The 13343-nt window shown below is 45.8% G+C and carries 12 protein-coding genes; 7 read left to right on the top strand and 5 right to left on the bottom strand.

Features of this window, described 5'->3' with window-relative positions; all coding sequences use genetic code 11:
- The first annotated feature begins 6 nt into the window (after positions 1–6).
- Both KDM90_RS03465 and KDM90_RS03460 read left to right on the top strand, forming a co-directional pair.
- Complete coding sequence (locus KDM90_RS03465) at positions 7–807, top strand: alpha/beta fold hydrolase (protein ID WP_212674156.1); 801 nt, start codon at positions 7–9, stop codon at positions 805–807.
- Positions 808–930: 123 nt separating this feature from the next.
- Positions 931–1905: a lipid A deacylase LpxR family protein gene (locus tag KDM90_RS03460; RefSeq protein WP_212674155.1), complete on the top strand. Its 975-nt coding sequence runs from the start codon at positions 931–933 to the stop codon at positions 1903–1905.
- Between the two features lie 24 nt (positions 1906–1929).
- Here KDM90_RS03460 and KDM90_RS03455 read toward each other — a convergent pair whose 3' ends face one another.
- Positions 1930–2292 carry a terminase gene (locus KDM90_RS03455; RefSeq protein ID WP_212674154.1) on the bottom strand — a complete coding sequence of 121 codons (363 nt, stop codon included), beginning with the start codon at positions 2290–2292 and terminating at the stop codon, positions 1930–1932.
- Positions 2293–2477: 185 nt separating this feature from the next.
- Positions 2478–3047, bottom strand: coding sequence for a GNAT family N-acetyltransferase (locus tag KDM90_RS03450; RefSeq protein WP_212674153.1), 570 nt, complete (start codon positions 3045–3047; stop codon positions 2478–2480).
- 306 nt (positions 3048–3353) lie between these two features.
- On the opposite strand from KDM90_RS03450, the gene KDM90_RS03445 reads away from it, so the two are divergent.
- From KDM90_RS03445 to KDM90_RS03425, 5 genes are all read left to right on the top strand, one after another.
- Entirely contained in the window at positions 3354–4991 is a 1638-nt protein-coding gene (locus KDM90_RS03445) for a CTP synthase (RefSeq protein WP_212674152.1), read from the top strand.
- Between the two features lie 30 nt (positions 4992–5021).
- A complete protein-coding gene (kdsA, locus tag KDM90_RS03440) occupies positions 5022–5876 on the top strand; it encodes a 3-deoxy-8-phosphooctulonate synthase (RefSeq protein WP_212674151.1) in 855 nt (284 codons plus the stop codon).
- Between the two features lie 258 nt (positions 5877–6134).
- Positions 6135–7418, top strand: coding sequence for a phosphopyruvate hydratase (eno, locus tag KDM90_RS03435; RefSeq protein WP_212674150.1), 1284 nt, complete (start codon positions 6135–6137; stop codon positions 7416–7418).
- A gap of 121 nt (positions 7419–7539) precedes the next feature.
- A complete protein-coding gene (ftsB, locus tag KDM90_RS03430) occupies positions 7540–7869 on the top strand; it encodes a cell division protein FtsB (protein ID WP_212674149.1) in 330 nt (109 codons plus the stop codon).
- Between the two features lie 336 nt (positions 7870–8205).
- Positions 8206–8700: a porin family protein gene (locus KDM90_RS03425; RefSeq protein WP_212674148.1), complete on the top strand. Its 495-nt coding sequence runs from the start codon at positions 8206–8208 to the stop codon at positions 8698–8700.
- Between the two features lie 46 nt (positions 8701–8746).
- Here the strand turns inward: KDM90_RS03425 and waaC are convergent, their stop codons facing one another.
- The 3 genes from waaC to KDM90_RS03410 all read right to left on the bottom strand — a co-directional run bounded on the left by waaC (position 8747) and on the right by KDM90_RS03410 (position 13319).
- Positions 8747–9751 carry a lipopolysaccharide heptosyltransferase I gene (gene waaC, locus KDM90_RS03420; RefSeq protein WP_212674147.1) on the bottom strand — a complete coding sequence of 335 codons (1005 nt, stop codon included), beginning with the start codon at positions 9749–9751 and terminating at the stop codon, positions 8747–8749.
- A 187-nt stretch (positions 9752–9938) separates the two neighbouring features.
- Positions 9939–11315 (bottom strand): phosphomannomutase/phosphoglucomutase, encoded by a 1377-nt coding sequence (locus KDM90_RS03415; protein ID WP_212674146.1) that lies wholly within the window; start codon positions 11313–11315, stop codon positions 9939–9941.
- Between the two features lie 105 nt (positions 11316–11420).
- A complete protein-coding gene (locus KDM90_RS03410; RefSeq protein WP_329605287.1) occupies positions 11421–13319 on the bottom strand; it encodes a polysaccharide biosynthesis protein in 1899 nt (632 codons plus the stop codon).
- Positions 13320–13343: the final 24 nt, after the last annotated feature.

Genomic DNA, 13343 nt, shown 5'->3' with positions numbered 1-13343 from the left:
TTTTACATGCCTCAAGCTATTGTTCATTTTTGCCACGGAAACAGTTTTCCGTCTGGTTCATATCGTCATATGTTGCAACATCTTGGACAGCATTTTGATATCCGATTTTTAGAAATGCATGGGCACAATCAGGCCTATCCAGTGACAGTGAATTGGCCATTTCTTGTGCAAGAACTCATTGACACCTTGGAAGCGAATTATACGGAACCGGTCGCTCTGCTTGGGCATTCCTTGGGCGGGATTTTGTCGTTGATGGCAGCCAGTCGTCGTCCAGATCTAGTTCGTTGTGTGTTGATGATTGACTCACCCGTGGTGACAGGATGGCGTTCCTTGATACTACGTGGTTTTCGATTGTTGGGCTTGCTGGAACGCTACTCGCCGGCTCAATTTTCTATTCGGAGGCGGATGATTTGGCGCGATGAACAAGAGGCGTTCGAGCATTTTTCGTCGAAAGAGAAGTTTGCCATTTGGCCACCTGAGGTATTGAGAGATTACGTGCGAGCGGGATTGAAGCCACATCCTGAAGGATTGTGTTTGAAATTTGCTCGTGAAATTGAGACACAAATTTATTTAACTCTGCCGGGAAATTTAGGTCAGATAGCTCGTCAAATTAGGAAGAATAAAGTCCCGATCGGATTCGTGGGTGGGACGGAGTCGGTCGAATGTCGTCAAGGCGGCTTGGCGACGACCAAGCGACTTTGCCGCGAGCACTTCGTACAATTGCCGGCGGGACATCTGCTACCAATGGAAATGCCTGAGCGTACGGCTGACGCTTGTCGTCAAATGTTAGAAAAACTTATGAAATAGGCGCTCGCATTGGGTGAAATTTGCATGATTTTGCCGATCGGCAAGATCTGAGCAGGCAGACTAATCCGCAGTTCGTGGCAATCTGACTTAAAATAAAGTGTTTTCACGAGTCGAATTCTCAATATGCCATTATCTAAAATTAATCTCGCGCTTGTCCTTTTCTGGGTTGCTACGTCGGCTGCAGCGCAGTCGAAATTGAGTTTGGAATTGACCAAGCTCGATTCTTGGTTGCCATCAAGAGCTGAGTGGGAACGTGTACAGGAAAAAGCAGAGAATAGTGTTGTTTTTGATGTTGAGAACGACAGCTTACTATTGAAAAGGGATGATGGTTTTTACACCAGCGGTAGTCATTTTTCATTGCTCCAAAAGCTGATGCAAGATGATGCGGTCGTCACATATAGTTGGCACATCGGACAGGATCTTTACACAGCCTCTGATATTAAGTTGAAGCCAAGCCAATTATCACCGCTCGATCACCCCTATGCTGGCTGGCTATATCTTGGTGCGTTTCGTGAGGTTCAAAATAACGATGGTAGAGCATTGCGACTAGGATTGGATTTTGGATGTCTTGGTCCATGTGCTGGAGGAGAATGGACCCAAACCAATTTGCATCGACTGTTGAATCAAGCTTTACCTCAAGCGTGGAGCACACAGTTGCGACGTGAGTGGGGAATTGTCGCGCATTTGGAAGCCGCCCCTGCAAGGTGGAACCTCCAATCGGATATGGACTTGGCGAATCGGGTCAAACTACGGGTCGGAAATATTTTCACCGACTTACAAAGTGAGTTGGTTTGGCGGTATGGAAATTTGAACCAACAAACACAAAATAAATCATCATTTATTTTTACCCGAGCGAACCTCAGTATCGTTGCTTACAATGCGACATTACAAGGCGGTCTTTTTAGTCAAAATGAGTCGGCAATTCATCCGCGTCCTTTGGTGGCTGAAGTGGAGGCGGGATACCAATTTCAAGGCAGCAAGTGGGGGCTGTATGCATCCGTGTTGAGACGCGGAAGTGAAATCAAAGAGTTGTCCCATGCCAAAGCAGCACAGAATTTTGCGAAAATCCAAGTGTATTACAAGTTGGGAACGCATTAAATCGTTCCTCAGTTGTTCCACTGTTTAGCTGTTTTGGTTTCCTTGCGCGCTTGTTTGCCAAGCGCGCCACCATGCACCACTCAAAACAAATCGTGGAAAGTTAATCCATTGCTCTATTAGCAAACGTGCGATTGCATTGCCGGCACTATTAAATGGAATTGACGCTACAGGCTCCTGCGCGTGACCCTTACCTTGAACCGCAATCGAAAAAAGCATAACCACCAGCATGAGTGGTGCGATTAGATAAAAACCTCGGATAAAACTCACAAGCAATCCGATATTGGCGAGCAAAAAAGCGGGCACAGCAAAAATGTGAATGAGGAGATTTTTTCTCGATTGATGAAACTGCTGATAACCCTTCCATTGCCATTCGATCAAAGCTTTCATGTTTTTATTCCATTCAATTTGCGTTGCAATTATCTGAGTACTTGTTGAACTTATGGGGCATCTTCAGGATTTTCTCATGAGCACGAAAAGTGTGCAGAAATTTGAGAAAAGTGAATTGTTGATATGAGTCAGTAAAAATCAGTTTAGGAAAAAGAGGGGGGAACTAAGGCTGAAGAGGGACTATTTCAATGTAAATGGCTATAGATGTAGTAGTCGCGAAAGCATCCCCTTACTTTGCGATAGCGACGTAGTAAGCCTTCTAATGAAAAACCACAATATTGAAGTACCGACGCGGATGCCAGATTGCTATCCATTACCAAGGCTTGTATGCGCTCAAATCCAATTTCGTCGTGCGCCCAATGTGTAATGCTAGCGCACGCTACACGCATAATTCCATGGCCCCAATAAGCCGGATTGAGGTCGTAGGCGACTTCCCCGCTCATATGTTGTGTAGAAATACTATGGAGACCAATCGTTCCTATTAATTTCTGTGTGTTCGTGTCGCAGATCGCGAGTTTTAATTGTGCGTTTGGGTTTGACCAATCTTGAACCTGCGTGAATTGTTGCAAGTCCCATGGGGATTTGACATCCCAACTCATGTTCAATCGTGTTTCGGGAAGGCGTAAATAGTCGTACCAGTCTGGTAAATCATCGTCTTTAATCAAGCGCAAACACAAGTTTGGAATCGATAACGATGGCAGCGGATGGCCTTGAAATGGATTAATTGCGAGCTGGCGGAGGGACTGTATTGGCATGGTCGACAAGAAAATAAATAGGTTCTTTGGTAAAAATTAGCGTGCCGATGAACCAAGGGAATGTCCTAAATTCAGCGCGATTTTCTGTTAATTGTAATGCAATTTGATGTCTTCTCGCACATCGAGGGAGTGCAGGCAAGCAATTTATCGACCATTCTCTTGGGACCAATTCATCGCCCATTTTCATTTCAATCTGGAAATGAAATCGAGGTTTGCTTTGATAAAATTCTTCCTTGTTTTGTGCGAGCGAACCCATCCTGCGGTATAATTCGAATTTCCCGCTTGTGCCGTTGGGCACCTTCTGCAATGACTAAGTTCGTATTCGTTACTGGGGGCGTCGTCTCCTCACTAGGCAAAGGCATCGCTGCCGCCTCACTCGCTGCGATTCTCGAATCGCGCGGTCTCAAAGTCACTATGCTCAAACTCGATCCCTACATCAACGTGGATCCGGGTACCATGAGCCCATTCCAACACGGTGAAGTGTTCGTCACAGACGATGGCGCTGAAACTGATTTGGATCTGGGTCATTATGAGCGCTTCATCACTGCTAAGATGAAAAAGGTGAATAACTTCACGACTGGCCAGATTTATGAATCCGTGATTCGTAAAGAGCGCCGTGGTGAGTACTTGGGTAAAACCGTACAAGTTATTCCACATATCACCAATGAAATTCAAGAATTCATTCACCGTGGTGCGGCAGGTTTTGACGTGGCTTTGGTTGAAATCGGCGGCACAGTCGGCGATATCGAATCGCTGCCATTTTTAGAAGCTGCCCGTCAATTGACTTTGCGTGCGGGTAAAAATTCAGCCGCATTCGTGCATTTAACTTTGGTGCCTTACTTGGCCTCTGCTGGTGAGTTGAAAACCAAACCAACTCAGCATAGCGTCCAAAAACTGCGTGAAATCGGTATCTTCCCAGATGCCCTATTGTGTCGCGCTGATCGTCGTATTCCGGATGATGAACGTGCAAAAATTTCTTTGTTCTCAAATGTGGTCGAAGAGGGCGTTATTTCGGTTTGGGATGCCGACACGATTTACAAAATTCCACAAATGTTGCACGACCAAGGTTTGGATCGCATCGTCTGCGATAAGCTAGGTCTGTCTCCGAAACCTGCTGATTTGAGCATGTGGGATAAGTTGATCTATGCTTTGGAAAATCCAAAAGAAGAAGTCACGATCGGCATGGTAGGTAAGTATGTTGATCTGACTGAGTCTTACAAATCCTTGACGGAAGCGTTGCGTCATGCCGGTATCCATACCGAAAGCCGCGTCAATATCGAATACGTTGATTCTGAAGAAATCGAAGCCCATGGCACGAAGTCTTTAGAAAAATACGATGCGATTTTGGTACCAGGTGGCTTCGGCAAACGCGGCGTCGAAGGCAAGATTTTGGCAGCGCGCTATGCTCGCGAAAACAAGATCCCTTATTTAGGTATTTGTCTCGGTATGCAAGTCGCCTTGATCGAATATGCCCGTAACAAAGCGGGTTTGTCGATGGCGAATTCCACAGAGTTTGATTTGGAAACAGAACAACCTGTTGTTGCTTTGATCAATGAATGGCAAAGCCATGACGGTAAAGTTGAGTTGCGTGATGAAAACTCCGACCTCGGTGGCACCATGCGTTTGGGCGCACAAACTTGTGCAATTCAACCAAATACCTTAGCTTCGGATATCTACGGAAACGTTGTGACGGAGCGCCACCGTCATCGCTATGAAGCGAATAATCACTATCTCAAACGCGTGGAAGATGCGGGCTTGGTGGTTTCTGCACGGACGCCGACAGAAGATCTGTGTGAAATTATTGAGTTGCCAAAAGACGTGCATCCTTTCTACTTGGGTGTGCAGTATCACCCAGAGTTTAAATCGACACCACGTGATGGTCATCCGCTGTTTACCGCTTTTGCTAAAGCAGCTATCGCACACAAACGTGCGCAACAAGCTTAATACTTGGCCTAGTCCGAAGGAAAAAACAGCATGAAATTATGTGGATTTGACGTAGGTCTCGAGCATCCTTTCTTTTTGATCGCAGGCCCATGCGTGATCGAGTCGCATCAGATGGCACTCGATACCGCTGGTGCTTTGAAAGATATCACGGCAGAACTCGGTATTCCTTTTATTTATAAATCGTCTTTCGACAAAGCGAATCGTTCGTCTGGCACTTCCTTCCGCGGTTTGGGTATGGAAAAAGGCTTGGAAATTTTGGCCGATGTGAAGAAACAGTTGAATGTACCTGTGCTCACTGATATCCATGAAATCGATGAAATCAAGCCTGTTGCGGCAGTCGTCGATGTTTTGCAAACGCCAGCATTTTTGTGCCGTCAAACTGATTTTATTCAAGCATGTGCCCAATCTGGTAAGCCTGTGAATATCAAGAAGGGTCAATTTTTGGCTCCACACGATATGATCAATGTCATTGCGAAAGCGCGTTTGGCAGCGCAACAAGCGGGCCTGCCAGAAGATAATTTCATGGCCTGTGAACGTGGTGTGTCCTTCGGCTATAACAATTTAGTTTCCGATATGCGTTCGTTAGCGATCATGCGTGAAACCAATTGCCCAGTCGTCTTCGATGCGACGCATTCAGTACAATTGCCAGGTGGTCAAGGTACATCTTCAGGTGGTCAACGTGAGTTCGTACCAGTCTTGGCGCGCGCTGCGGTCGCTGTCGGTATTGCTGGCTTGTTTATGGAAACTCATCCAAACCCAGCGCAAGCGATGTCAGATGGTCCGAATGCCGTACCATTAGGGCGTATGAAAGAGTTGTTGGCTACATTGATGGATTTAGATCGTGTAGTGAAGAAAAATGGATTCTTAGAATCTAGTTTTAATTAAGAAAATGCCTCCCAGAGCAAACGCTTTGCGAGGCATTTTTTATCATCGGTTTGCAGGCTTGGTATTACGAAAAATCGCTTTCATGACGCAGAATGTTTTGAAGCGAGAAACCTGATGAATGCGCTGCGACTCGCGGTATTTATCTGCACCATATAGAGCTCTGACAGAGAGTGCTATATCGTCCAAATTGAGTTTTTGTATTCCTTGCTTAAGCATGAACCTTTATTTACTGTAATTTGATCGTTTAGGAGAAATTGAATGAGTGCTATCGTAGATATTATCGGTCGTGAAGTGATTGATTCACGCGGCAATCCAACAGTGGAATGTGATGTTTTGTTGGAATCTGGTGTGATGGGCCGTGCGGCCGTACCATCAGGCGCATCGACTGGTTCACGCGAAGCGATTGAATTGCGCGATGGCGATAAATCTCGTTATTTCGGCAAAGGTGTGTTGAAAGCCTGCGAAAACATCAATACTGAAATCGCTGAAGCGATTATGGGTTTGGATGCGAATGAACAAGCTTTCTTGGATCGTACCTTGATCGACTTAGATGGCACAGAAAACAAAGCACGCTTAGGTGCGAATGCGATGTTGGCGGTTTCTATGGCGGTTGCTAAAGCAGCGGCTGAAGAAGCAGGCTTGCCTTTGTATCGTTATTTCGGTGGTTCTGGCGCAATGCAATTGCCCGTGCCAATGATGAACGTGATCAACGGTGGTGCTCATGCCGACAATAACTTGGACTTGCAAGAGTTCATGATCATTCCAGTTGGTGCACCAACTTTCCGTGAAGCGATTCGTTATGGCGCTGAAGTATTTCATAGCTTGAAAAAGATTTTGCATGACAAAGGTTTGACAACTGCTGTCGGCGACGAAGGTGGTTTTGCGCCTTCCGTAGAAAATCATGAAGAAGCGATCAAGTTGATCATTCAAGCGATCGAAGCGGCTGGCTACACACCAGGCACACAAATCGCTTTGGGCTTAGATTGCGCTGCAAGCGAATTCTACAAAGATGGTAAGTATCATTTGGAAGGCGAAGGCTTGACATTGTCTTCTACCGATTTCACTAACTTGTTGGCGACATGGTGCGACAAATATCCAATTATCTCTATCGAAGACGGCATGGCTGAAGGCGATTGGGAAGGTTGGGCAATCTTGACTGAGAAACTCGGCAAAAAAGTACAAATCGTGGGTGACGATCTCTTCGTGACCAACACAAAAATCTTGAAAGAAGGTATCCAAAAAGGTATCGCTAATTCTATCTTGATCAAAATTAACCAAATCGGTACCTTGACAGAAACCTTCGCGGCGATCGAAATGGCGAAACGCGCAGGTTACACAGCGGTGATCTCTCATCGCTCTGGTGAAACTGAAGACAGCACGATTGCGGATATCGCTGTCGGTATGAATGCCTTGCAAATCAAAACGGGTTCTATGTCGCGTTCTGACCGTATGGCGAAGTACAACCAACTCTTGCGTATCGAAGAAGATTTGGGTGAAATCGCGAGCTACCCAGGGCGTGATGCGTTCTATAATCTGAAGTAATTGATATTGATAGTAGAGACTGCGGTCGAAAAAGTAATAATAAAAAGGGGGAAGTTAGCTTCCCCTTTTTATTGTTTTAAAATATAGTCAAGTTGTTTGAATTAATGCTCATTGAGTTTGCATGCGCCTGATTACCATCGCCTTATTCACTTTATTAGTTTTGATCCAGTTTCCACTGTGGTTAGGAAAGGGAGGATGGCTGCGCGTTTGGGAATTGGATAAACAAGTGACCGCTGCGCAAGTGAACAATGATGGCCTTAAAGCACGGAATGCAAAATTGGACTCCGAGGTGCAAGATCTGAAGAACGGAACTTCGGCTGTCGAAGAACGAGCTCGCTTTGAGCTTGGTATGATAAAAAAAGATGAAATATTCGTGCAGATTTTAGAAGCGGGTAGTCAGATTGAAAGTAAACCTGCAACCAGTCACACTCCCGCAAAGAAAAATAATTAAAACATTTGTTTCGCTGCCAAATTAGTTTATCGATAGGGTAGAGATCGAATAAACAAAATGGCCGATTTCTTTGATCTTCCATTCGTACAGAAAATTGCATGTCATTCAATGCGCTGATCACACTGATCGCGTGGTTTCGCTTCAGCTTCCTCCTGTCGATATTCAAATTGCGATATTTCTAACGCGTTAAGAAATCACGCCGACTTTGTGATTGTCCTTGTAGCGAACTTTGTAATCACCTTTATAATATTTCATTCTAATATTTAATTTTAGCCATGTATAATTCGCATCTTTCTTTGGTTAATTTTTAATTTTTTAGTTGATATAGGATCGAATATGTTGAGAAAAATCTTTGTAGCTGCAATCGCTTCTTGCACGATGAATGCTTTTGCCGCAGATAATCAAGGGAATTTTTACGCTGGCTTGGATGCAGGTAGTTCAAAAATCAATGATTTGTCGGGACGCATGGGGAGCGTCGGAGGATTTATCGGCTACCAAATGACGAAGAGCTTGTCTGTTGAAGGTGGATATCGTCGACTTGCAACCCTGGAGTTGTTGGGGGTGGATGCCAATTTAACGCAAAGCGCGATCTCTCTCATTGGGACAACTGATCTTGGAAATAATTTTGATTTCTTTGGACGTGTTGGCTACAATAAAATCGCCGCAAGTGCTGAATATTCCGGTCGACGTGGTTCTGCATCCGATTCGGGAAGCTTATTCGGCATTGGTTTTGCCTACAACGTCAATACAAACTTTAGCGTTCGCCTTGAAGCGCAGCGACCCGCTAAAGACATGACTAATTTCAGTGCGGCGATGATATGGAAGTTCTGATTGTTTCGCTACGCTAGATGTGACGCAAATAACTGGCGATTCTTCGTCAGTTATTTTTTATATTTGCGATTGAGTTGATAGACAAAAGTTTCTCAAACGCGATTTCAACCTCAGCGACACTAGGTGGACGTCCTTGATCCCCTAAATTGATGATCTTGTCGGACCAGTTCCCCTCAGTCTTCCATTTCGGAGAATCACAGTAGAGTTCAATGGTAGGAGTTTCGTAGGCTGCCGCGATATGCACGAGTCCGGTATCTACGCCAATTACTAAGGCTGCTCGCTGTGTAAGGACAATCGCCTCCTGCATAGAGAGCTGAGGTAGCACAAGCGCGTTGGACATCGCTGCTGCCATCGCTTCGGATTCTCGTTTTTCTAACTCGCATCCCCATGGGATCAAGATCGGCCAACCAGTTACCTGCAGATCGCGTGCTGTGCTAATCCAATTTTGACGCGCCCATCTTTTGGATTCACCCGCAGTACTATGAAAGAACACGATGTAAGGGCTAGTTGGCATCCAGGTTGGCTGAATTTGAAGCTTTTGCAAGCCAAAACTAGCTGGTGTATCGACTTGGTAATTTAACGCTGTTGCGGCGACAAGGCGACCTCGCAACACCGCGTGTGTACGCCGATCTACTGGTACACTTAAGTCATGAAATATTCTCGATATTCCTTCATACCCTGATCCCTCCGTACCATTTGCTAGACCTACTTTCTTTCCATTCGGTGATTTACGTGCCATCCCCATAATGATTCCAGTTTTCAGCAATCCTTGGGTATCAAAAATAAAATCGTAAGCTTCTTCGCGCAATGTACGATAAAAATGTTTGATCTCAGCACGTGTTTCTTTATTTCCCAGGCTTTTACGCCAACGACGTTGCGCGTAGGCGATGACCTTGTTGACCTTGGGTTGAAGTTTAACCAAATTCACATAAGCTTCTTCGACCACCCAATCAATTTGTGCGTCGGGATAGTGCGCCTTGATATCATCGACGATGGGCATATTGTGCAGGACGTCGCCTAGAGAAGAAACGCGGATAAGGAGAATTTTCACTTTGTTGGTCCACAGGATTTTTTGGGTTGCCCCTTTCTCGACTAAATGAGAAAAGGGGTGGGGGAGTCAAAGCACGATTTGGGGGCTAGTTCAATGAAGCGTATTGCTTGAGGTTTTTGGCTAGCCCTCTCGAATGTACGAGAACGGGAACATTGCGGCTAGGTAGTCGCTTGCTCCGACAACGTATCTAATACGGCAAAACTGCATCTGCCTTCACTGCCAGAATCGCCGCTTTTAATGCTGCTTGAATTCGTGCTAAAGCCTCTGGTGTCTCTGCTTCAAAACGCATGACGATGACTGGCGTCGTATTCGACGAGCGCGCCAGTCCGAAGCCATCTGGATATTCAACACGTAATCCATCGATACAAATGACTTCGGTAGATCCAGGGAAGTCAGCATCGTTTTGCATCTGTTCAATGATGGCGAAATTCTCACCTTCCTTGAGTTTAAGTTGGAGTTCTGGCGTACTAGTTGATTGTGGTAAATCATTTAATGTCTTGGTCATATCAGTGACCTTGCTCAATATTTCAAGCAAGCGCGCACCGGCATATAAGCCGTCATCAAAACCAAACCAGCGATCTTTGAAGAATACATGACCACTCATTTCGCCACCGAGTGGCGAACCTGTTTCTTTAAGTTTGGCTTTAACAAGTGAATGACCTGTTTTCCACATCAAAGGCTGGCCACCATGGGATTTGATCCAAGGCGCCAAATGGCGAGTACATTTCACATCATATAAAATTGGTGCGCCTGCATTGCGCGATAAAACGTCGGCAGCGAACAACATTAACTGACGGTCTGGATAAATGATTTGGCCATCTTTCGTCACGACACCGAGACGATCACCGTCACCATCAAATGCCAAACCAATTTCTGCATCGGATGTTTGTAAGCAGCGTATCAAATCTTGCAGATTTTCTGGATGCGCAGGGTCGGGGTGGTGGTTAGGGAAGTTGCCATCGACTTCGCAAAACATTTCAATCACTTCACAACCCATGCCACGATACAAATCTCCCGCGAATGCTCCAGCAACACCATTGCCGCAGTCGATAGCAATTTTAATTGGGCGGGCGAGTTTGACATCACTGATGATACGCTCAAGGTAACTCGCTTTGATGTCATGTACACTATATTTGCCATCGCCTTTAACAAAATCTTTGGCCAAAATACGATCATATAGAGCCAAGATAGTATCGCCATAAATTGCTTCACCAGCGAGTACCATTTTGAAGCCGTTGTAGTCGGGAGGATTATGACTGCCCGTGACCATAATGCCAGAGCTGGCGCCGAGGACGTTTGTACCGAAATACACCATCGGTGTCGCGACAACCCCAAGATCAATGACGTCCGCCCCAGTTGACTGTAGACCTTTGGCCAACGCTGCAGCCAGAGATGGTCCGGACAGGCGTCCATCGCGACCGATTACAATCGTTTTTTCACCTTTCGCAAGCGCGGCACTACCGAAAGCTTGCCCGATCGAATAGGCGATCTCGGCATCGAGGGTTTTATTTAGGATGCCGCGAATATCGTAGGCTTTAAAGATACTTTTGGAGAGTAGGGACATAATGTTTTCAATCTCAATCTATGAAGTTCGAATAATTCTGATGTGCTGCCGAAGTCCTTATCAAGCATTGAGTCACTTGGGGAAACAGTGCTTAGCTTTGTCTGCTTAGGTCTTCTTTTCAATTTGCCAAATAAAATCTTCAATGCCACATTGGGGCTGATATTCGTGCACCAATTGTTGAAGCAAGGTGCGCACTCCTTCGAAGTCGAAACGGCTGCAGGCTTGTTCTAGTTCTCCTAGTGCATGATGCAATTCATCCCAAGATAGCTCGGATTCCTGTGCGCGCATGATAAGTGGATGGCTTGTCCTCTCGACATTGTCGCCAATTAGCAATTCCTCGTAGAGTTTTTCTCCTGGGCGCAGTCCTACTTCGCGAATTTCAATTGTACCTTCAGGATGCTCTGATGATTTAACTTCAAGTCCACATAAGTGAATCATGCGACGTGCCAGATCAATGATACGGACGGGCTCACCCATGTCGAGTACGAAGACGTCACCCCCTTGTCCCATCGCACCAGCTTGTAGAACGAGTTGTGCTGCTTCAGGAATCGTCATGAAGTATCGAGTGATCTCAGCGTGAGTGAGCGTTATGGGGCCACCTTGCATGATTTGTTTGCGAAATAAGGGAACGACTGAGCCTGATGAGCCCAACACGTTGCCAAATCTGACCATACAAAATCGGGTTGTATTTTGACGCCTCGCATTGGCTTGTAATATTAGCTCAGCTAAGCGTTTGGTGGCACCCATTACATTGGTTGGGCGTACTGCTTTATCTGTGGAGATCAACACGAATTGTTTTACTCCCGCTTGGATTGCTGCTTGGGCCAAATTGCTGGTCCCGAAAACATTGTTCCGTATACCTTCAATTGGATTGTGCTCGACCAGCGGAACATGCTTATACGCTGCCGCATGATAGACGGTGTCAATTTGGAATCCGTGGAAAATTTTGTCGAGTTTGGCTGTGTCGTGAATTGAGCCTAAGAATGGTTTAATGTCGCAGCGCAAGTTCAGTTGATCGCGCAACGCAGAGAGCTCTTGTTCTATCGAATAAAGCGAGAACTCGGATATTTCTAATAGCACTAAGCACCGTGGTTTCTGGCGCAGAATTTGTCTGCACAACTCGGAACCAATCGAACCACCTGCGCCGCTGACCAAAACATTTTTCCCTGTGATGCAGGTCGCTAAAAGGCTTTCATCGGGTTCGACTTGATCGCGTCCTAGCAAATCGTCAATTTCAACATCGCGTATATCTTGTACACGTAGTTCGCCATTGATAAGGCTCTTAATTGAAGGCGTGACTTTGACACGGACTTTAAATCCTTCTAGGTGATCCAGTATTTGTTTTTGTTTTGCTTTAGAAACCGTGGGTAGCGCGAGCAACACTTCATGTATACCAAAATTCTTGATCAATTGCGGTATGGCGGTGACAGGATAGACCTTAATGCCAGCAATCGATGACCCATGCATGGTTTGATTGTCATCAATAAAAGCGACACAATCGAGTTCATGCCCGGCACGCAAGGCATTCGCCAATTGCATTCCCGCTGTGCCCGCGCCATATATTGCCACTTTAATTGCATGGGGATTGCGTCTTAGCCCGCCAAGATAGGCACGTGCAGCGAATCGACTTGCACCGACATAGAGAATTGCGCCCAACCAATAGATAACAAAAACAGCGCGCGAGATCGCTGTCAACTGCAGCATGAAACTGAGAAAAGCCAAAGCTAAGACTGACAGGCTAACCCCAATAACAATGACGCTAACCATTTTATGATCAATGTAGCGGATCACCGCGCGATACAGACCAAGTTTGATGAAGAGAGGAATCGCGAACAGTGGCACGGCCGCAATCAGCCAAGCGTAATGTTTAATTAAATCAAAATTGACCGATTCGTAACGCGTTAGTATGGCGAGAATGAATGCTAATGGCAGGAAAATAGCATCAACCACACCAGCGATGAGTTGCTTGTGCAGGCGGGGAAGATTCACTAACGAATGCATCATGATGATAGTCTGAGGTGTGAAATT

Origin of the sequence: Affinundibacterium fentianense (assembly GCF_018139545.1) — a bacterium.
Taxonomy (GTDB): domain Bacteria; phylum Pseudomonadota; class Gammaproteobacteria; order Burkholderiales; family Burkholderiaceae_D; genus Undibacterium; species Undibacterium fentianense.
Note: the sequence above shows the minus strand (reverse complement) of the source record. Positions and strands in the feature narration are given on the sequence as shown.